Origin of the sequence: Thiobacillus sp., from assembly GCF_013693775.1 — a bacterium.
Taxonomy (GTDB): domain Bacteria; phylum Pseudomonadota; class Gammaproteobacteria; order Burkholderiales; family Thiobacillaceae; genus Thiobacillus.
In genome coordinates, this window is the sequence record NZ_CP059257.1 from 1016528 (window position 1) to 1037187 (window position 20660).

General features: G+C 61.7%; 17 protein-coding genes, 1 tRNA gene and 1 pseudogene. 8 read left to right on the top strand and 11 right to left on the bottom strand.

Translation table 11 applies throughout. The features are described from left to right. Nucleotides 1-10: 10 nt before the first annotated feature. From HZY77_RS05080 to HZY77_RS05090, 3 genes are read right to left on the bottom strand one after another with little or no spacing between them, the layout of a single operon-like run. Complete coding sequence (locus HZY77_RS05080) at nucleotides 11-361, bottom strand: Rieske 2Fe-2S domain-containing protein (protein WP_296658427.1); 351 nt, start codon at nucleotides 359-361, stop codon at nucleotides 11-13. After that, nucleotides 340-993, bottom strand: coding sequence for an HAD hydrolase-like protein (locus HZY77_RS05085; protein WP_296819393.1), 654 nt, complete (start codon nucleotides 991-993; stop codon nucleotides 340-342). The genes HZY77_RS05080 and HZY77_RS05085 overlap by 22 nt, the downstream gene beginning before the upstream one ends. Then, the gene (locus HZY77_RS05090; RefSeq protein ID WP_296819396.1) at nucleotides 977-1945 is read right to left on the bottom strand and encodes an RluA family pseudouridine synthase; all 969 of its coding nucleotides are present in this window, start codon (nucleotides 1943-1945) and stop codon (nucleotides 977-979) included. The genes HZY77_RS05085 and HZY77_RS05090 overlap by 17 nt, the downstream gene beginning before the upstream one ends. Before the next feature lie 416 nt (nucleotides 1946-2361). On the opposite strand from HZY77_RS05090, the gene HZY77_RS05095 reads away from it, so the two are divergent. After that, nucleotides 2362-4953, top strand: coding sequence for an Rne/Rng family ribonuclease (locus HZY77_RS05095; RefSeq protein WP_296819399.1), 2592 nt, complete (start codon nucleotides 2362-2364; stop codon nucleotides 4951-4953). Between the two features lie 81 nt (nucleotides 4954-5034). Here the strand turns inward: HZY77_RS05095 and HZY77_RS05100 are convergent, their stop codons facing one another. From HZY77_RS05100 to uvrB, 5 genes are all read right to left on the bottom strand, one after another. After that, the gene (locus HZY77_RS05100; RefSeq protein WP_296819400.1) at nucleotides 5035-5433 is read right to left on the bottom strand and encodes a c-type cytochrome; all 399 of its coding nucleotides are present in this window, start codon (nucleotides 5431-5433) and stop codon (nucleotides 5035-5037) included. Next, a complete protein-coding gene (locus HZY77_RS05105) occupies nucleotides 5430-6029 on the bottom strand; it encodes a ferritin-like domain-containing protein (RefSeq protein ID WP_296819403.1) in 600 nt (199 codons plus the stop codon). Before HZY77_RS05105 ends, HZY77_RS05100 begins: the two co-directional genes overlap by 4 nt. Nucleotides 6030-6043: 14 nt before the next feature. Next, nucleotides 6044-6829 carry an RNA polymerase sigma factor gene (locus tag HZY77_RS05110; protein WP_296819406.1) on the bottom strand — a complete coding sequence of 262 codons (786 nt, stop codon included), beginning with the start codon at nucleotides 6827-6829 and terminating at the stop codon, nucleotides 6044-6046. 154 nt (nucleotides 6830-6983) lie between these two features. After that, on the bottom strand, nucleotides 6984-7478 hold the full coding sequence (locus HZY77_RS05115; protein ID WP_296658448.1) for a low molecular weight protein-tyrosine-phosphatase: 495 nt from the start codon (nucleotides 7476-7478) through the stop codon (nucleotides 6984-6986). Then, the gene (gene uvrB, locus HZY77_RS05120; RefSeq protein ID WP_296819409.1) at nucleotides 7471-9498 is read right to left on the bottom strand and encodes an excinuclease ABC subunit UvrB; all 2028 of its coding nucleotides are present in this window, start codon (nucleotides 9496-9498) and stop codon (nucleotides 7471-7473) included. Before uvrB ends, HZY77_RS05115 begins: the two co-directional genes overlap by 8 nt. A gap of 72 nt (nucleotides 9499-9570) precedes the next feature. Here uvrB and HZY77_RS05125 point away from each other — a divergent pair, with 72 nt between their 5' ends. From HZY77_RS05125 to HZY77_RS05150, 6 genes are all read left to right on the top strand, one after another. Continuing rightward, nucleotides 9571-10764, top strand: a complete 1194-nt coding sequence (locus HZY77_RS05125; protein ID WP_296819411.1) for a pyridoxal phosphate-dependent aminotransferase — start codon at nucleotides 9571-9573, stop codon at nucleotides 10762-10764. A 27-nt stretch (nucleotides 10765-10791) separates the two neighbouring features. Next, entirely contained in the window at nucleotides 10792-12090 is a 1299-nt protein-coding gene (locus HZY77_RS05130; RefSeq protein WP_296819414.1) for a YhjD/YihY/BrkB family envelope integrity protein, read from the top strand. A gap of 95 nt (nucleotides 12091-12185) precedes the next feature. Next, a complete protein-coding gene (locus HZY77_RS05135) occupies nucleotides 12186-13421 on the top strand; it encodes a DNA polymerase (RefSeq protein ID WP_296819417.1) in 1236 nt (411 codons plus the stop codon). Between the two features lie 45 nt (nucleotides 13422-13466). Next, nucleotides 13467-13542: transfer RNA gene (locus HZY77_RS05140), tRNA-Asn, on the top strand. 117 nt (nucleotides 13543-13659) lie between these two features. Beyond that, on the top strand, nucleotides 13660-14145 hold the full coding sequence (locus HZY77_RS05145) for a DUF2321 domain-containing protein (RefSeq protein ID WP_296819420.1): 486 nt from the start codon (nucleotides 13660-13662) through the stop codon (nucleotides 14143-14145). 2 nt (nucleotides 14146-14147) lie between these two features. After that, nucleotides 14148-14369, top strand: coding sequence for a hypothetical protein (locus HZY77_RS05150; RefSeq protein WP_296819423.1), 222 nt, complete (start codon nucleotides 14148-14150; stop codon nucleotides 14367-14369). A gap of 1788 nt (nucleotides 14370-16157) precedes the next feature. On the opposite strand, the pseudogene HZY77_RS05155 reads toward HZY77_RS05150, so the two are convergent. The 3 genes and pseudogenes from HZY77_RS05155 to HZY77_RS05165 form a co-directional block, all read right to left on the bottom strand. Then, nucleotides 16158-16472, bottom strand: a pseudogene (locus HZY77_RS05155) (type II toxin-antitoxin system VapC family toxin); the annotation flags it as partial. Nucleotides 16473-16590: 118 nt separating this feature from the next. Continuing rightward, complete coding sequence (locus HZY77_RS05160; RefSeq protein ID WP_296819425.1) at nucleotides 16591-16824, bottom strand: type II toxin-antitoxin system prevent-host-death family antitoxin; 234 nt, start codon at nucleotides 16822-16824, stop codon at nucleotides 16591-16593. A gap of 304 nt (nucleotides 16825-17128) precedes the next feature. After that, nucleotides 17129-17371 carry a hypothetical protein gene (locus HZY77_RS05165; RefSeq protein WP_296819427.1) on the bottom strand — a complete coding sequence of 81 codons (243 nt, stop codon included), beginning with the start codon at nucleotides 17369-17371 and terminating at the stop codon, nucleotides 17129-17131. An 805-nt stretch (nucleotides 17372-18176) separates the two neighbouring features. Between HZY77_RS05165 and HZY77_RS05170 the strand changes: the two genes are divergently transcribed. Continuing rightward, complete coding sequence (locus HZY77_RS05170; RefSeq protein WP_296819431.1) at nucleotides 18177-20654, top strand: tetratricopeptide repeat protein; 2478 nt, start codon at nucleotides 18177-18179, stop codon at nucleotides 20652-20654. Nucleotides 20655-20660 lie beyond the last annotated feature (6 nt).

Below are 20660 nucleotides of genomic sequence, written 5' to 3' on the forward strand. Positions count from 1 at the left end.
TCTTTTTCCATCAGGCTGTTTCTAATACATACACATGGCCGTCGCGTTCGACGACCGGGATCGGGATCAGGCCGCGTCCGGCACACCGCCCACCGACGCAGTGCCCGCTTGCCGGATGGTACAGCGCGCCGTGGGTGGAGCAGATCAAGTATAGCCGCGAGTCGTCGAAGAACTCGCCTTCCTGCCAGTCGAGTTCAACCGGCACATGGCCGCACTGGTTGAGAAAGGCACGTGGCTGGCCGTCATAACGTACCACGAACGCCTGCTGCGGCTGGCCGAAACGCATCAGCTCGAAGCGCACGCCACGGCCCAGTTCGACGAGATCGCTGGCGGCGCAGATCAGGCGTTCGCGCTCAGCCATGCGTGTACCTCGACAAAACTGTCCATCAGTGCGAGCGGCGCGTGTGGATGCAGGTCGCCCGCCTCGTGTGCGCCATAGGTCACGCCCAGGCTGGCGACGCCGGCATTCGACGCCATCAGGAGATCGTGGCTGGTGTCGCCGATCACCAACGCGCGCGGGGGTCGGCGCCAAGTTCGTCGAGCAGCTCCAGCACCATGGCCGGGTGCGGCTTGGTGCGTCTGGTCGGCGCAGCGGGTGGCAGCGAACCAGTGCCCCAGGCCGCTGGCGTCGAGCGCGCGGTCCAGGCCGAGCCGGCTCTTGCCGGTGGCCACCGCGAGCGTAAAGCCGCTGTCATACAGTTCGCGGATCCCGCTTGCCACCCCGTCGAACAGCGGCAGGTCGGCGTCGCGGCCGAGGTAATGGTGGCGGTAGCGCTCAACCAGGCGCGGATAATCGTCCGCAGGAAGATCCGGCAGCAGGGTCTGCAGCGCCTGGATCAGCCCGAGGCCGATGATCTGGCGCGATGCGCGATCGCTCGGCGCGGCCAGGCCGATATCCTCGCAGGCACGCTGGATCGAGTCGACGATCACCCCGGCGGAATCCATCAGGGTGCCGTCCCAGTCAAAAATCAACAAATCAAACTGCTTGGGCATGCTTCAAGGTATCCAGAAAAGAAGTCAGATCGGCGGGAAGCGGCGCTTCGACCGTCATGCGCTCGCCGGTGATCGGGTGGTCGAAGACGAGCTTCGCCGCGTGGAGGAACATGCGCTTCAAACCCTGTTTGACCAGCTGTTTGTTGAGTTCGAAATTCCCGTATTTGTCGTCCCCCGCGATCGGAAAGCCCAGATGCGAGGTATGCACGCGGATCTGATGGGTACGCCCGGTCTTCAGTTCCGCCTCCAGCAGGGTAAACGCATCAAACTGCTGCAGGCGGCGGAAGATGGTGTGGGCGGTCTGCCCCTCATCGCGCACCGTCACCCTTTTCTCGCCCTCGTCGGTGACGCGTTTGTGCAACGGCAGCTTCACGTGCTGCACCGGATTCGGCCAGCGCCCCGCGACCAGCGTCAGGTAGCGCTTCTCGATCCTGCCTTCGCGCATCGCGGCATGCAGGCCGGTGAGCGCACGTCGCTTCAGCGCGATCAGCAGCACGCCCGAGGTTTCGCGGTCGAGCCGGTGCACCAGCTCCATATAGCGGCATTCCGGCAGTTCCAGCCGCATCTGCTCGATCACCCCGCGCGAAATGCCGCTGCCGCCGTGCACCGCCATGCCGGCTGGCTTGTTCAGTGCGATCAGGGCCTCGTCGCGGTACAGAATGTTAGGCACCAGGCGGATTCCGCCCTGCGGCAGGTGGGTGGCGGGGGTGATGACCGGTGTGGCCACGCGCACCGGCGGAATGCGCACCTCGTCGCCCAGCTTCAGGCGGTAGCCGACGTCGACCCGGCCGCCGTTGATACGCACCTCGCCGCCCCGCACCAGCTTGTAAATGCGACTTTTCGGCACGCCTTTCAGCCGAGCCATCAGAAAGTTGTCCAGCCGCTGGCTGTCCGCGCTGTCGTCGATCTTCAGCCGCCTGACCGAATCTTTCTCTAAGTCCTTCATTTTCATATACACTACCGCCGGTTCAGGCCAAGTTTTGCCTGTCAATTGCCCGGCATCCATGCCGGAAATTTTAGAGATCACGCCGGTTAAAACGCTCACCGGCCGCCGCCAGCCCGGCCCGTCTGGATTCCTGCCGCCCAGCCAACCTCACGTTGGCGCGAGCAGTCGAAGCCACCCGCCCCGCGCAATCGGCAAAGCAGCGATGTTATCAATGACGCGACAAGAAGCATACGAAATCAGCATTCACGCTCGGCTCCGCGCCAGCGGGAATCGGAAAGACCGCCCCGGCCATGCCGGCGACCCTCTCCAGGAACAGGACACCTCACCCATGCCATTTCACTCAATCCAACCCGTGATTGCATGAGCCGCCCGCTTTAGGCGGCAGTCTGGCCTGTCCCGTATGCACGCGCGCGGGAGTAAATATGAAGCGCATGCTTTTCAACGCAACCCAGGCGGAAGAACTCCGGGTTGCCATCGTCGACGGACAGAAGCTCGTCGACCTTGACATCGAGTCCGCCAGCAAGGAACAACGCAAGGGCAACATCTACAAGGGTGTCATCACCCGCGTCGAGCCCAGCCTGGAAGCCGCATTCGTCGATTACGGCTGCGAGCGCCACGGTTTCCTGCCGTTCAAGGAAATCTCCCGCGCCTGCCTGCCCAACGGCGGCCGTGTCCCCGAAAACCTGAAGGAAGGCCAGGAACTGCTGGTCCAGGTGGAGAAGGACGAGCGCGGCAACAAGGGCGCCGCCCTCACCACCTACGTCTCGCTGGCCGGCCGCTATGTCGTGCTGATGCCGACCAACCCGCGCGGCGGCGGCGTGTCGCGCCGCATCGAAGGCGAAGAGCGCAACGAACTGCGCGATACCCTGGCGCAACTCGACATCCCCGAAGGCATGAGCCTGATCGCCCGCACCGCCGGCATCGGCCGCAGCGCCGAAGAATTCCAGTGGGATCTGAACTATTTGCTGAGCCTGTGGAAAGCCATCGACGGCGCCTCCACCTCGCAGCCCGGCGCCTTTCTGATCTATCAGGAAGGCAGCCTCGTGATCCGCGCCATCCGCGACTACTTCTCGGCCGACATCGGCGAAATCCTGATCGACACCGAAGACATCTACGAACAGGCGCAGCAGTTCATGGCGCACGTGATGCCGACCAACGTCAACAAGGTCAAGCTCTATCGCGACGACGTGCCGCTGTTCTCGCGCTTCCAGATCGAGCACCAGATCGAATCGGCGTTCTCGCGCCAGGTCAACCTGCCGTCCGGCGGCGCCATCGTGATCGACCACACCGAAGCGCTGGTGTCGGTCGACGTCAACTCGGCGCGCGCCACCAAGGGCAGCGATGTCGAGCAGACCGCGTACAACACCAACCTCGAAGCGGCGGACGAAATCGCCCGCCAGATGCGCCTGCGCGACCTCGGCGGCCTGATCGTGATCGATTTCATCGATATGGAAAACCCCAAGCATCAGCGCGAAGTCGAGAACCGCCTGCGCGATGCCCTGCATCATGACCGCGCCCGTGTGCAGACCGGCAAGATCTCGCGCTTCGGCCTGCTCGAAATGTCGCGCCAGCGGCTGCAGCCCTCGCTCGGCGAGACCAGCTACACGCCCTGTCCGCGCTGCCACGGCACCGGACACATCCGCGGCACCGAATCGTCGGCACTGCACATCCTGCGCATCCTGCAGGAAGAGGCCATGAAAGAGAATACCGGCGCCGTACACGTGCAGCTGCCGGTCGACGTCGCCACCTTCCTGTTGAACGAGAAGCGTGTCGACATCCACACCGTCGAATCGCGGCTCAAGGTCAATGTGGTGTTGATCCCCAACATCCACATGGAAACCCCGCACTACACCATCACCCGCCTGCGTCATGACGAACTGAACCTGACTGGCTCGGCCGAGCCCAGCTACAAGATGGCGGTCGTGCCGGAAACCGAATCGGTCTACCAGACCGCCCAGGCTGCCGCGCCCGCACGCCAGGAAGCCGCCGTCAAATCCATCGCACCGCCGCAACCGGCCCCCGCAGCACGCCCAGTGGTGCCGGCCGCGCCGCCAGCAGCCCAGGGTGGCCTGTTCGAACGCATCTTCGGCTGGTTCAAGAAACGGGCTGAAGAACCTGCTGCAGCCGAAACCGCCCCCGCGGCCGAACCGGTTCCCGCCATCGCGCGCAGCGAACGCCCGAGCGAGCGCCGGGGCGAGCGCGAGCGCAAACCCGGCCAGCGCCGCGGCCGCGGCGAAGGACGGGGCGAGCCTCGCAACGGCGAAACCCGCCAGCAGGAGCCGCGCCAGAGCGAAGGCCGTGAGGCTCGCGAGCCCCGGGAAGCCCGCGGCAGCGAGCAACCCAAACAGCCGCGTCCGCCGCGCCAGCCGAAGCCGCGCCCCGAAGCCGAAGCCGCACCGCGCGCAGTGGAAACGGCCGAGGCGCCACGTGAAGCCGGCACCGAGGAAAAACGCGAGCCGCGCAGCCGCCGCGGACGCGGCAATCGCCGTCCGCGCGATGCCCGTCCGGATACGGCCGAGGCAGGCAGCGCGGCCGCGCCGCACGCCGTCATCGAAACCGCCGGTTATCGCGCCATCATCGAAATCGCGCGCAAACCCAAGCCAGCACCCGCCCCGGTAGCGGTCGCCGCCCCTGCGCAGCAGGCCCTGCAACTGGAAACCGTGGCCGTGCCGAGCGCACCNTTGCCCGGTGCGGTCACCGCATCGCCGGCCACCATCCTGGCAGATCTGGCAGCCAGCAAGGCCGATCTGCAACAGGTGGAAACCCAGGGAGTTGCCGTCGACACGGCTGAGCGCAGCGAACCGTCTCGCTCACGTCGGCGTCGCCGTCCCGCGGTCAAGGCCGAAGCCGAAGCCGCCAGCCTGATGCAGGTGGAAACCACGGCGCCCGTGACGAGCGCCACCGAGATGCCGGCACCGGCTGCAACGGCTCCGCACCCCACGCGCCGCCGTACCCGCCCGCAGGTGACACCACCCCAGGAACCGCTGGTGCAGGTGGAAACGCAGTCGAATTAATCGACCGCACCACCCCACAGAACATGGGCCGCTTGAAGCGGCCCATGTTCTTGCTGCACCCGAGATAACCTGCAATTCGACTCAACGCGCGCGGCAGACCTCTGAACGGCCCGCCTGTTCGATATAGGCGATCAGATCGGCACGCTCCTGCCTGTCTTTCACGCCGGCATATCCCATCGTGGTTCCAGGAACGGCCTTCATCGGATCGGCCAGAAAACGATCAAGGGTTTGCCTGTTCCAGACCCAGTTCGCGCGCTTCATCGCCGCCGAATACTCAAAGCCCGCCACGCTGCCTGCGCGCCGTCCCAGCAAGCCGCAATGTTTCGGTCCGGTGCGGTTGTAAGCGAGCGCATGACAGGCAAAGCAGCGCGCATAGACCATTTCGCCTGCTTTCGGGTCACCGGCCAATTCACCTTTCGCCGCAGCCGCGCCGACGGCAACAGCGAGCACGGCTGCAATCGACATGGGCGCCAGCTTCACGACATGAACGCGGCAGGCACCGGTGCGTCGCCCAGCGCGTTACGCAGGATCGCCCAATGCATGGCCTCGTCGCCCAGAATGCTGGCTGCAGCCTTGGCCAGATCGCGGTTGTCGAAGACCGGTACCGCACCCAGATAGGCGCTGACTGCGCCCTTTTCAAGCATGGCGGCGAAACGCAATACATCGGACTGGGTTTTCAAAGTCTCCACCGGGAAGGTGTACTTCTCTTTTGCCGACACGGGCTGGCCGCCCAGCTTGATGATGGTTTTTGCGAGCACGTCGGCATGCTCCTTGTGATGCCCCTGAAACGTCACGGCCAGATTGAGCACGGGTTTCTGCAGCAGGCCACTTTCCGCCCCGACCTGGTATGCGGCGATGGCCTCGAGCTCTGCCCCCAACGCGCTATTCAGCACGTTCACATCGGAACCTGCGGACCGGTTCCCTTNTGCCAGCACATCCCGGCCGGCCAGCAACGCGACCGCCGTACCGGAGAGCACAAGCCCCGATTTCCCGAGGAAGGAACGGCGTGTTTCCAGGTCGGGCGCGTCAGAGGCGAGGGAGAGTGAAGCATCCGGGGATTGAATGCGTGAAGACATGGTGTTTTTCCTTTTCAAAAGTGCTGCGAACAAACCTGCATGCCCAGCCGCGGCCCAGCTGTGCCTTGTGTCGGACAACCAGGCGAATCAAATACCGGGGATGAATTGCCGAGCTGGCGCAACACGCCAGCGACGATGCGATCGCAACGATCGCCGGCAAACGAGAATGCCTCGCTCAGGCTGAAGTCGATTTCGCGTGCCAGGGCTTCGCGCAACAAGCCTTTCGCCCGGAAATAGCGCGTGCGTACCGTGGCCTCTGGAATATCCAGGCAAATCGCCGTCTCGGTCACCGACATTTCCTCGATTGCCCGCATGACGAATACCGTGCGGAAGGCATCCGGCAGCCGGCTGATCTTGTCCTCGATCAACCGCCGGGTTTCCGCGCGCAAGGCGGCACGTTCAGGTTGCTCAGACGTGTGTTCATCCATCTCGGCTCCCTGCGCCATCCCGATCTCGCGGAAGTCCGCCGGATCGGCAACCAGGTCGATCACCTTGGCGCTGCGGTTAAGCTTGCGTGCGCGCCGGATCGACACATTGACCGCAATACGGATCAGCCAGGTCGACAATTTCGCATCGCCGCGGAAATGATCCATTGCGTGATAGGCCAGCACATAGGCCTCCTGAACGGCATCCTCGGCTTCGGCATCGTCTTTCAGGATGCTGCGTGCGGTACGGTAGAGCGTCTGGTTGTAGCGGCGCATCAGGCACTGAAGCGCAAGCCTGTCTCCCGATGCAATGCGTCCCGCCAATTCGGCGTCCGTCAAATCCTTGATGGGTACTTGCGGCACAGGCTGCTGCATGAATGTCTCCTGATGTGCGATCTACTGTCACGCCATTAGATGACAGCACAACACATCCCGTTCCCGCTGGCGATACCCAGCCTGGAATAACGGTGATCACGGAGATGAGACAAGCCGGGCAATCAGCAGCCCAGCCTTGCAAGTCGACGAAGCGCTAAACGGATTTTCGGGTGTTTACGCTTGAAGCTGAGGTGATTTCGCGGATCAGGCCCTGTACCGCATCCGCGATCATGTCGAGGTTTTCCTCGAATCCCTGCGGACCACCGTAATACGGATCGACCACATCGAGGTTGGGGTATTTGCGGCTGAACGACAGCAGTCGGCGGATCTTGCCGTGGTGGCGCGCCGGCGCGCGCTTGATCAACTTGTCGTAATTGTCGCCATCCATCACCAGGATGTAGTCGAAGCGTTCGAAATCCTCGTCCGCCACCTTGCGCCCGCGCAATTGGCTGATATCGATGCCGCGCTGGCGAATGGCCTGCTGCGCACGCGGATCGGGTGCCGAGCCGATGTGGTAGGCATGCGTGCCGGCCGAATCCACCTCGACATGCCGGTCCAGACCGGCGTCCAGGACAGCCTGGCGAAGCATGCCCTCCGCCATCGGAGACCTGCAGATATTGCCCATGCACACCATCAGTACCTTAGTCATGTTCTTCCACACCAAATAACACTTGCTTGAGTTCCTTCAACTGGTCGCGAAGTTCCGCAGCTTTCTCGAATTCGAGGTTCTTCGCCGCATCCAGCATCTCTTTTTCCAGCTTCTTGATCCGCTTCGTCAGCGCTTTTTCATCCAACAACTTGTATTCGGCCACAGTCTGCGCCGCCTTGAGCTCCTGGCGCGTGGCATCGGCGTCGTACACGCCGTCGATGATGTCCTTGATGCGCTTGACCACGCCACGCGGCGTGATGCCGTGCTCGGTATTGAAGGCGACCTGCTTGGTACGGCGGCGCTCGGTTTCATCCATCGCGCGCCGCATCGAATCGGTGATGCGGTCGGCATAGAGGATCGCGGTGCCGTTCAGGTGCCGCGCGGCGCGGCCGATGGTCTGGATCAGCGAACGCTCGGAGCGCAGGAAGCCTTCCTTGTCGGCGTCGAGGATCGCGACCAGCGACACCTCGGGAATGTCGAGGCCTTCGCGCAGCAGGTTGATGCCGACCAGCACGTCGAACTCGCCCAGCCGCAGGTCGCGGATGATCTCGACGCGCTCGACGGTGTCGATGTCCGAATGCAGATAACGCACCTTGATGCCGTGCTCGGCGAGGTAGTCGGTGAGGTCTTCCGCCATGCGCTTGGTCAGCGTGGTGACGAGCACGCGCTCGCCGACGGCGATGCGCTTTCTCGCTTCCGACATCAGATCGTCGACCTGCGTCCCGACCGGCCGGACCTCGACCACCGGGTCGACCAGGCCGGTCGGGCGCACCACCTGCTCGACAACCTGGCCGGCATGCTCGGCCTCGTACTTGGCCGGGGTGGCGGACACGAACACCGTCTGCGGCATCAGCCNCTCGAATTCCTCGAACTTCAGCGGGCGGTTGTCGAGCGCCGACGGCAGACGGAAGCCGTAGTCGACCAGGTTTTCCTTGCGCGAGCGGTCACCCTTGTACATGCCGCCGACCTGGGTGACGGTGACGTGCGACTCGTCCATGAACATCAGCGCGTCCTTCGCCAGGTAGTCGATCAGCGTCGGCGGCGGCTCGCCGGCCTTGCGCCCCGACAGGTGGCGCGAGTAGTTCTCGATGCCCTTGCAGAAGCCGAGCTCGACCATCATCTCGAGGTCGAAGCGGGTGCGCTGTTCCAGCCGCTGCGCCTCGACCAGCTTGTTGTTGGCGTAGTACCACTCCAGCCGTTCGCGCAGTTCGACCTTGATCTGCTCGATGGCGCGCAAGGTGGTCTCGCGCGGGGTCACGTAATGGCTCGAGGGGAACACGGTGAAGCGCCCGACCTTCTGCAGGATCTGGCCGGTCAGCGGGTCGAACAGGTGCAGGGTTTCCACCACGTCGTCGAACAGCTCGACGCGGATTGCGGTTTCCGCGTGTTCCGCCGGGAAGATGTCGATGACGTCGCCGCGCACCCGGAAATGGCCGCGCGAGAAGTCGATATCGTTGCGCTCATACTGCATCTGCGTCAGCCGTGTGATGACGTCGCGCTGCGTCATCTTCTCGTTCTGCCGCAGCAGCAGGATCATGCTGTGGTAGTCGGACGGGTCGCCGATACCGTAGATCGCCGACACCGTGCAGACGATCACGGTGTCGCGCCGCTCGAGCAGGGATTTCGTCGCCGAGAGCCGCATCTGCTCGATGTGCTCGTTGATGCTGGAGTCCTTCTCGATGAACAGGTCGCGCGCCGGTACGTAGGCCTCGGGCTGGTAGTAATCGTAGTAGGAGACGAAGTACTCGACCGCGTTTTCCGGGAAGAACTCGCGCATTTCCGAATACAGCTGCGCCGCCAGCGTCTTGTTGGGCGCCATGATCAGCGCCGGACGCCCCGTCTGCGCGATGACGTTGGCCATGGTGAAGGTCTTGCCCGAGCCGGTCACCCCCAGCAGAGTCTGGAACGACAGGCCGTCCTCGATCCCTTCGACCAGTTGGGCGATCGCGGTCGGCTGGTCGCCGGCCGGCGGAAACGGCTGGAACAGACGAAACGGGCTATTGGGGAAGGTGACGAACACGGGTAAAATCGCGCGGCTAAAACTTGTCGATAGTAGCACTTCCGCTCCAGCGGATGCTCTAAAGGAACCATAGTGGAACTCTCCCGCCGCGTACAGGCCATCAAACCCTCGCCCACCCTGGCCGTCACCGCCCGCGCCGCCGCGCTCAAGGCGAGCGGCCGCGACATCATCGGCCTCGGCGCCGGCGAGCCCGATTTCGACACGCCGCAGCACATCAAGGACGCGGCGATCAAGGCGATCAACGCAGGCTTCACCAAATACACGGCGGTCGATGGCACGCCCAGCCTGAAGGCGGCGATCATCGCCAAGTTCAAGCGCGACAACGGCCTCGACTATGGCCCCAAGCAGATCCTGGTGTCGTGCGGCGGCAAGCAGAGCTTCTTCAACCTGGTGCAGGCAGTGATCAATCCCGGCGACGAGGTCATCATCCCCGCGCCGTACTGGGTGTCGTATCCCGACATCGTCATCCTCGCCGACGGCAAACCGGTGATCGTCGAGGCCGGCATCGAGCAGGGTTTCAAGATCACTGCGGCGCAGCTGGAAGCGGCGATCACGCCGAAGACCCGACTGGTCGTCATCAACAGCCCGTCCAACCCCACCGGCGCAGTCTACAGCGGCGACGAACTCGCCGCGCTCGGCGCCGTGCTGCGCAAGCACCCGCAGGTGCTGATCGCCTCCGACGACATGTACGAGCATATCCGGCTGAACGACGTGCCCTTCGTCAACATCCTCAACGTCTGCCCCGACCTCTACGACCGCACCCTGGTGCTGAACGGCGTGTCGAAGGCCTACTCGATGACCGGCTGGCGCATCGGCTACGCGGCGGGTCCGGAAGCCATCCTGCGCGCGATGACCAACGTGCAGTCGCAGTCCACGTCCAACCCCACCTCGATCTCGCAGATGGCTGCCGAGGCCGCGCTGACCGGCGACCAGGGCTGCATCACGCCGATGCTCGACGCCTTCAAGGAACGCCACCGCCTCGTCGTCGACGGGCTCAACGCCATCCCCGGCTTCAGCTGCGTCGACAGCGGCGGCGCGTTCTACGCCTTNCCCTACGTGCGCCCCGCGATCCTGAACCTGCTGGCGCGCGATGTCATCGAGGAAGCAACCGACATCGCCTTCTCCGAATACCTGCTGGAAAGCGCCGACGTCGCCGTCGTCCCCGGCTCGGCCTTCGGCGCCGAAGGCTATATCCGCCTGTCCTTCGCCACCTCGCACGCCAACCTGGAAAAGGCGCTGAAACGCATCGCTGCCGCGCTGGCCTAGCGCGCCGGGCGCGGGTAGGCTAGCGGCATGTCCCCACCCTCCGCCCTGCCCTCCCCGCGCGGGACTGCTTCCCTTCCGGGAACGCTGAGCTGGCTGCTCCAGCTCGGCTACACCACCGCGCGCCTGTTCAAGCAGAACAGCCTGCAGAACCACGCCGCGGCAACCTCGTTCTACTTCCTGCTGTCTGCCACCCCGCTGCTGCTGTTGCTGAGCTACGCCCTGCAGCTGCTGGGCCACATCGCCGAGAACTCGGTGCCCGCCACCATCCTGATGGCCGCGCTCTACAGCCAGATGCAACTGGACACGCTCACCTCGCTCGGCTTCATTCCGCGCCAGACCCAACTCGCCGCCGGCGGCGTCGGCCTCGTCACCCTGCTGCTGTCGTCGCGCGGGCTGGTGAACACGATGCAGGGCGCGTTCCGCATCATNTTTCCCGACCAGACCAAGCGCAACCTGGTGGTGTCGTGGGTGCTGCCGTTGATCATCCTGCCGGTGCTGTTCCTGCTGATGGGCGTGGCCGCCCTGGCGCAGGTGACGCTGAGCTTCCTGGCGCAGAACGACTTCATCGGCATCGGCAACGCGCTGGTCCTGAAGGCGCTCAACTCGCTGTTCGGCTTCGCCATGATCTGGGCGCTGCTGTTTGCCGCCTACTGGCGGCTGCCGCGCAGGCATCCGCGCNNGCGCGTCGCCGCCGCGTTCGCGCTGGCCGCGACGGTCAGCCTGGGACTGCTGTTCGCCCTGTTCGGCGCCTTCTTCAAGCTGGAGAACTATCACAGCCTGTACGGCGCACTCGGCGGCGTGGTGTTCGTGCTGATCGGCGCCTATTTCGCCTTCCTGTTGCTCTATCTGTGGGCGCAGGCGCTGTACGCCTGCGGCAAGGCCGACATCACCGCACTGGAGAAGCTGTTCCTCGCCGCCACCGACGAAGGGACCAGCAAGCTCGAAAGCTACGTCTTCGGCAGCGCCCATCGCCTGCTGGAAAAATACGGCCAAACCTACCCGGCCGGCCATGTGCTGATCGCGGAAGGCGACGACTCGCGCATCGCCTACTTCCTCTACGCCGGCCGCGCCGGNGTCTACAAGGACACCGCCGAAGGCCGCCGAAGGCTGAGCGAACTCAACGAAGGCCAGCTATTCGGGGAAATGGCCTACCTGCTGAACGAAAAGCGCACCGCCTCGGTCGTCGCCGACAGCGAGATCACCGTGCTGGCCTTGCCGCCCCATCTCCTCGAAGAACTGATGCGCCATTCCGCCCCGCTGTCGCGCCGCATCATCGACACGCTCTGCCAGCGGCTGGAGCGGATGAACCTGGCAAACCCGGGCTGAATTGATCAAAAATAGTGTATGGATATACACTATTCCAATCGCAATCCCAACCCGGCCTGACCCCTCATCCGGGAACGCCGGATATCGCAACCGCCATGTCCTTGCAGTCGCTCTACGTCGATCTCAATTCCTTTTTCGCCTCGGTCGAGCAGCAGCTGCGCCCTGAACTGCGCGGCCGGCCCATCGGCGTGCTGCCGGTGATGGCCGACACCACCTGCTGCATCGCCGCCAGCATCGACGCCAAACGCTTCGGCATCCGTACCGGCACCCCGGTGTGGCAGGCCAGGAAACTCTGCAAGGACATCGTCTTCGTGCAGGCACGGCCATCGATTTATGTGGAGATCCACCATCGCATCATCACCGCGGTGGAATCCTGCACCCCCGTCGGCGAGGTGCTCTCGATCGACGAAATGGCCTGCGAGCTGATGGGCAGCGACCGCGAGGAAGCCAATGCCATCAAGCTCGGCAAGCAGATCAAACAGGCGATCTACAACCAGGTCGGCGACATGCTGCATAGCTCGATCGGCATCGCGCCCAACCGCTTCCTCGCCAAGACCGCGTCCAACATGCAAAAACCCGACGGCCTCGTCGTCATCCGCCGGAACGAGCTGCCCGGGCGGCTGTACGGCCTCAAGCTCGGCGCGCTGACCGGCATCGGCCGCGCCATGGAACAGCGCCTCAACCAGCTTGGCATCCATACCGTCGAGCAGCTCTGCACCGCCAGCAAGGAGACCCTGCGCCATGCCTGGGGCGGCATCGAAGGCGAACGCTTTTATGCCAAGCTGCGCGGCGACGCGACGGCCGCCGCCCCCACCCAGCGCGCCAGCATCGGCCATTCGCACGTGCTCGCCCCCGAACTGCGCGATCCGGCCTCCGCCCTCGCCGTGCTCAAGCGCCTGCTGCACAAGGCGGCGATGCGGCTGCGCCACTACGGCTACTGCGCGGGCGCCCTGAGCCTGCACCTGCAATACATGAAGACCGACACCGGCCATCCCCGCTGGGTCGACCAGGCACGCTTCTCGCCGCACGCCGACACCTTCAAGTTCAACCCCGTGCTGGCCGAACTGTGGCAGCGCCGTCCGTCCGACCCCGGGCCCATCCTCAAGGTCGGCGTCACCCTGTCCGACCTCGTCGAACACAGCCAAGTCACACGCGACCTGTTCGACCCCGAAGACCAGAACGAACCCCTCAACAACGTGCTCGACCAGATCAACCAGCGCTACGGCCCCAACACCCTGTATTTCGGCGGCGCCCACAACAGCCGCGGCGCCGCGCCGATGCGCATCGCCTTCAGCCACGTGCCCGAATTGCAGGTGGAAAATGACGGCTGAGGGTTGACCGAATCGCCCGCCATCTCTAGAATGCGCGCTTCCCATTCCCCGATAGCTCAGTCGGTAGAGCGACGGACTGTTAATCCGCAGGTCCCTGGTTCGAGCCCAGGTCGGGGAGCCAGATACTGGTTGTAAAACCAGCACTTAGCCCAACCTACGAGGTTGGGTTTTTGCTTTATGCTCTCTGTGTCAGCACATAGTCAGCAACGGTCAAATAACGACAATCTAGGGAGGAGTAATGGGGGTCTATCGAGTCGCCGAGGTTTGTCCCAATGGGCATGTTTCCACTAGTGCCGCTGACGAGCACCCGGATCTCCGAGAAAAGTTCTGTTCGAAGTGCGGGGAAGAAACGATAACGAAATGCCCGACCTGCCACTCATCAATTCGCGGTTATTACTACGTTGAAAACTTCTTCACGCTAGGCAGCGTGTATCAGCCTCCGGCGCATTGTCACAACTGTGGTAGCGCCTTCCCTTGGACGGAACGAAAGCTGGCTGGCGCGGTTGAATACTTGGAAGCGGGTGCTGATCTATCCGCCGAAGAAATCCAGCAGTTCAGAACTGACCTTGTCGAGTTAACAAAGGACAGCCCAAAGACACAGGTTGCGTCCCTCCGCTTCAAAAAGGTGATGGGGAGAGTTGGCACCTCAATTGCCGCCGGCGTGCATGACATTGTTGTCGATGTGCTAAGTGAAGCTGCTAAGAAAGCGATTTGGGGAGGTTGAACATGGCTAATGCATGGATCACAGGCAGGGCGTTCATCCCGACAGTCGGGAGCGAATACGAAGTGACTTTCGGCAAGATCATTTACAACGGACAGACAGGCTATTGGACTGCGCGCATACGTGCCGACGGTTTGCAGCCATCGCAATGGATCGACCTCGACACGGGAGCACAACTCGATCCCGCGCTGGCCGCCTACGTGGTACAAGCGTATAGGGAAATTTGAGCGGCCGTTATGGCGCTACAGGGCGGCACGCTAACTCACCCATATCTCGCTTCAGTTCGCCTTGAGCGATGTTCCAAAGCACGTCGCCATTGATCTCGTCCAAGACCAGACGTCGAGTCATGGAAACAGGATGCTCTCTACATTCATTATCTGAATCCCTTCATGGCCTCTCTTACCTGAGCCCCAATGGCTTCCTGAAACTCTTTGGATTTCAATAAGGAAATTAAGGAGACGGGGTCATCCTCTTTCGAGTTCGAACCATTTGGTTCCGGTACACCGAATGAGCGATCGCCAATTTGAACCCTAAATTTATCGCGATCTGTTTTCTCTAACGGCTCAATAAAGGGGCCGAGTGCTTCCAGCTCTAAAGCGAGTTTTCTGTTTTTCTGTTCAATGGTAAAAGCGTGACTCGCCTGCCGTCCTGCATAAGCCGCAAAGATACCGAACGTTAGGGAAAGAAATACCCTGGTTGCCAAGCCATGATAGAAAGAAGTATCGGAAGAGGCTTGGAGAGCCGGTGGTGAATTCTGAACTGAGGGGATGGGGTTGGCCTGGTGAAGTGCAGCGTTTCCCGCAGGGAAGAATTGTTCCTTTGGAAACGCGGACAGAAAAGCCACGGCAACGAGCCCAATAAGAGCCATCACCGTAAGCGATTGCCAGACATACAACCTAAGTCTCGCTTGATCGGCTACCTTCTTATATCCAGATGTAACGCCTAGATTCCCAATCACGCCGACCAAACTCTCGATCTCGGATTTTTTTGCTTNCATGTTCTGAAGCAATACTGTTGCAGCCCCTTTGAATTCTGTGTGAAGTAAGTCCAAGCTGGCTTTATGTGCGTCACTCGCCTGTTTTTCGCGATCTAGCAATTCACTCTTGTAATCCTTGTACGTCTCTTCGTACTTCGTCATGAGGAGCGAAAATCTAGTCTGGCTCTCGCTTTGAAGTTCGGCGAAAGCGGTTCGTCTCGAGTCTTGATCTGTCGAAAACTGCGATTGCTGTTCAGCTATAGCTGCGGAGTACCTGGCTAGATATTCGGCTTGGGAGGCCGCGAACTCAGTAGCTCGCTTGTCCTGGGCTGCAGAAAAGTGCGATTGCTGTTCTGTTATTAGTGCAGCCAGACGTTGTTGTTCGGCAGTAATGGCCACTTCTAGAGCCGAAAGCGTTGCTGCATTCGCTGTGGCCTTTTCCCGGAGATCACGCTGCAACTCAAGGGCCTCGCGAAGGTGCTTCTCTAACGTACTTCGATACATCGACGCGGCTTCACCGATAACCGTTAGGTCATCTGCCGTCACCGCGCCAAGAACAAGGGCTACGTTCATCAATGCGGAATCTGCCTGCAGATTCGCACTGGTGAGCTGACTCACATCGCCTGTGGAGGTGAAGGCGTCAACGTGAGCTTGAATTTGCGTCAGGTTGGACGCTAGGTTTTCTATCGAGTTCGGTGCGAGGAGCACAGGGTCCACTGCTGCGAGGCGCTTGCCACAAAAGATAAGTACGGTCCGGAGGCGCTCAAGTGAATCAACTGCATCGGCTCCAGTTGCCTCGCTCTGTAGTGCCCGATCAATCGCTGGGCCTAAATCTTTTANGTGCCCCCAAATGCGATGGGAATGTATTCTGTCTGTCCACTGGCCCACGATTTACCCCTTTCACCTTACTTATAATTGGACTAGCCCAACTTCATTAAACACCGTTGAGCCTTAACCTTGAGGTACTGGTTCGCTGGCCTGCTTATCTTCCAAGGCAGCGGTTTTATTTTCTTGTTGGCTCACGGTGATCGAGAGGGCCTTAGGTCTTGATACCTATGCTGGCGCGAACCTTTGTCAGCTTGGCCGCATTCAGGAGCCCGTCGTCCAACGTATAAAACATTTTGGCGTCGTTATTGCTGGCAATAGCCAAGTGCAGCGCATCACCCGCCCGCAGCTTGGTAGCGAAGTACTGGATGTACGCCTTGGCGAGTTCGTAGTCCGCAACACCGGGGGCCAGTATCTGGAATGACTCAGCCATCATTTCGTCGAACTGGCCAATGGCCAGCAGCGCATCGGACTCTGCAAGTCCGCCCATTCGGACTTCGCGCGCGATGAGGCTGGCGAACTCGACGCGGGTCCAGTGGCTGACGTAAAGCTCCCCACCGGGAGCTTGGCGAAGAAGGCCTCGATTTTGGTGCTGGTGGCTTCTTCGAGGATGAGCGGCGCCAGAAAACTGGTGTCGAAGTACAGCATCAAAGCTCCTCGTCGCGCATCTCGCGCAGCAGCTCGGCGCTGGATTTGCGCCAGCGGGGCATGCGACTGCGAAACTCGGCGAGGGATTTGACGGCGTGCTTGGGCTTCTCGACCGGCGTGATGCGGGCGATTGGAAGTCCACGACGGGTGATGACCACTTCCTCACCCGCTTCGACCTGGTCAAGAAGATGGCTGAGATGGGTTTTGGCTTCTGCCAACGTCACGGTGCTCATATACCCTCCGATTGGTCATTCTGTTGGTCATATAGTAGCGCAATGCCGTTTCCTGGCAAATCTGCCACGTCAGTCATTCCAACTGCTGGCGATATGGTTACTGGGCGCATCTGGGACGGGAATGTTGAGGCCACTCGGGCCTTTCAGTGGAATCCAGGAGAGGAGCGGAAACACAATCACCCTGGTTCGTAGCAAGACCAACTCGGAAAGCCAAATACAAAAAGACCCACAACAATGCGGGCCTTTTTCATTTCCAGTTGCCGCCCTTCGCATGCATCCGTTCAGGGTCGACAATCAGCCTCGGCTAGTTCTCTTTGATCTCGCCGAGCAGTTGCGAGAATTTTTCCATCTGCTGCTGGGAAAAGCTTGCCCTTGCGAAGGCAGCCAGCATCATCGCTTTCTGTGGGTTCATGCCTTCCAGCGATATCGAGCGGTTCGCCACATCTGCCAGTTTACGCAGGTTCGGCGTGGCGACACCTTTATGCTTGAAGAACGATTCAATTCTCGTTGCCCATTCTTCCGGGATTTTGCTTCGCCCTTTTTCCAAATTACTTAAAAAGCCGAGGTCACGCCCAATGCGGCCGCCATTTCGCTCTGGGTCACCTTGGCGTCAAGCCTCGCTTTCCTCACGACTATCCCAAATTCCGTTAGATTGACCATATAGTTTCCATGCAAGCGTCCATCAACGATTAGGGGGATTCATTGATGCGTATCAAGGGGAGTAGCGTTAGCAGCTCGGCGAGGTTTCCCGTGGGGAAGGCATGGCGATTTGTTGTTATCGACACGCCATGAAAGACTGGCAAGACAGGCACCCCGGACATCCGGTGGTGGCGTTCGCTTGAGCTGGCGGGGTGATGCCTCTGTCCGGAGATCCCGGTGGTTTGGCCAAAGGCCGTACGGCCCAATACACGTATCGCGGCAAAAGGCTTCACGCCATCGTTTAACGCATCCAAGAATCCTTAATTTTCAGTACAAAATCCTCCTTATCCTGGGAGGATTTTTGTTTGATCCTCCAGAACATCAACGATCCTGGCGCCTTCGCATCGCAAGACCTTGCAAAACCGAGAGGCGCAGCAACAGAAATTATTGACGACCCCAATCATCAATCAAGCGATTGCCATTTTCAAAGACTTAATGTCAATGACTTATATAGGAAATGACTATGGGGTGGCGGATGGGCGTTTTCATCCCGGTTTGATGCTGCCCGGAAGCGAAGACAGCGCATTCGCGGGTGGCCGGTTCGTCGTCGATTGGTCCACGTTTCCCTTCATTCGCGCCGCGATGTGCGGGCCTTCTCCAAGGATCGCTACAATAGCCGCTGAACCGGCTCCGCCTCCGTCCCCTAATGTGCCATGACAATCCAGAAAATCGCGCGTAACGATCCGTGTCCGTGCGGAAGCGGAAAGAAGTACAAGCAGTGCTGCCTGCTCACGGCAGGGCAACCCGCCTCNCCCGCTTCGGCGGCGATGGATCTCGCGAATGCCTTGCAGCGCGCATCCGAGCACTACCAGGCCGGGCAGTTGCGCGAGGCCGACGCGGTTTGCCAGCAGATCCTGCAACTGTCGCCCAATCATCCGGATGCCTTGCATATGCAAGGGATGATCGCGTATCAGATCGGCATGCTCGATGTGGCGGCCATCCTGCTCGGCAGTGTGACCGAGATCGCGCCGAACTTTGCTGACGGGCACAACAACCTGGGGGTGGTGCTGATGGCGCAAGGCGCGCTGGACGAGGCGATCGCCCGCTACCGGCAAGCCATTGCGCTGCAGCCCAATCATGCCAACGCCCATTACAACCTGGGGAATGCGCTCAAGGAACAGGGCCGGATGGACGAGGCGATCGCCAGCTACCGCAAGGCCGTCGCGCTCACGCCGAACTATGCCCAGCTGCACAGCAACCTGGGCGATGCGCTGCAGACGCAAGGCCGGCTGGACGAGGCGATCGCCAGCTACCGCAAGGCCCTCCGGCTCGATCCGGATCTGGTGGAAGTGCACTACAACCTGGGCGATGCGCTGAGGGAGCGGGAAGACCTGGACGAAGCGGCTGCCAGCTACCGGCGGGCGATCGAGCGCAAGCCTGACTATGCCGACGCGTACAACAACCTGGGCAACGTGCTGAAGGACCAGGACAAGCAGGACGAGGCGGCCGAAGCCTATCAGCAGGCCATCCGGCTCAAGCCGGATTTCGCCGAGGCCTACAACAACCTGGGCGTCATTTTCCAGAAGCAGGACAAGCTGAACGAAACGATCGCCTGCTGCCGGCAAGCCGTTTCGATCAAGCCGGATTTCGCCGAGGCCTACAGCAATCTGGGCGAGGCGTTCTATGCGCTGGGCCGTTTGGACGAAGCCATTGCATCCAACAAGCGGGCGCTCGAAATCAGGCCCGACTCCGCCGAGACCTACAACAGTCTGGGAAACGCCCTCAGGGAACGCGGCCGGCTGGACGAAGCCGCCGCATGTGGCAGGCAGGCACTGCTGCTCAAACCGGATTTCGCCGAAGCCTACAACGGCCTGGGCAATACGCTCCAGGCGCAAGGCAGGCTGGACGAAGCCATTGCCTGTTACCGTCAGGTCCTGTCGTTCAAGCCGGATTCCACGATCGCCTACAGCAACCTGCTGTATACGATGCAGTACATGGACACCGTCACGCCGGCGGAAGTATTCAGCGAACACCAGCGCTACGCCGAGCGTTTCGAAACTCCGCTCAAGGCGCATTGGCGGGCCCACGCCAACAGCCGCGACCCCGGGCGGCGCCTCAGGATCGGGTATGTCTCCGCGGATTTCTACAATCATGCGGTGGCCTTCTTCATCGAGCCGATCCTGGCCGGGCACGACAAGTCCCAGGTGGAGATCTATTGCTATTACAACCACATCAAGCGCGATGCCCATACCGAGCAGATCGCCGCCCACGCCGATCACTGGCTGGCCTGTTCGAAAATGAGCGACGAGCAGCTCGCCGAACGCATTCGTGCGGACGGCATCGACATCCTGGTCGACCTGTCCGGACATACCGGCTACAACCGCCTGCCGGTGTTCGCCCGCAAACCGGCGCCGGTGCAGGCCACGTGGATCGGCTACGCCGGGTCCACCGGGCTGACCGCGATGGATTACCGGATCACCAATGCGGAAATGGACCCGCCCGGACTGACCGAGCGCTACCACAGCGAATCGCTGGTGCGCATGCCGGACTCGGGCGTGGCCTACCGGCCGGCACCGGGCTGTCCGTCCGTCAATCCCTTGCCGGCCCTGAGCGCCGACACCTTCGTGTTCGCCTCNCTGAACAATCTGATCAAGATCAACCCATCGGTCGTCCATCTGTGGGCACGGATCCTGGAAGCGCTACCGCACGCCAGGCTGATGCTTGGCAACATAACGGATGACGGCGTCCGGCAGCGGGTGATCAAGCAGTTCAGCCAGGCGGGCGTGGAAGCCGATCGCCTGATCCTGCAGCCGCGCATGTCGTTCAGCGAGTACCTGGCGCTGCATCACACGATCGACCTGGCGCTCGACCCCTTCCCCTACAACGGCGGCACCACCACGATGCACTCGCTGTGGATGGGGGTGCCGGTCATCACCCTGGCCGGCGAGCACATGGTGTCGCGCTGCGCGGTTCCCTTGCTGTCGCGTGTCGGCCTGAGCGACTTCATCACGCACAACGAGGAAGACTACTTCCAGCTCGCCATGCGGATGGCGCAGGACCTGCCGGGGCTGGATCGAATCCGGCAGTCCTTGCGCGAGCGGATGACGGCGTCGAACTATGGCCCGGAAACCGTCACCCGCCACCTGGAAGCCGCCTATCGGGAGATGTGGCGGACATGGTGCAGCAGCTGAGGCGCG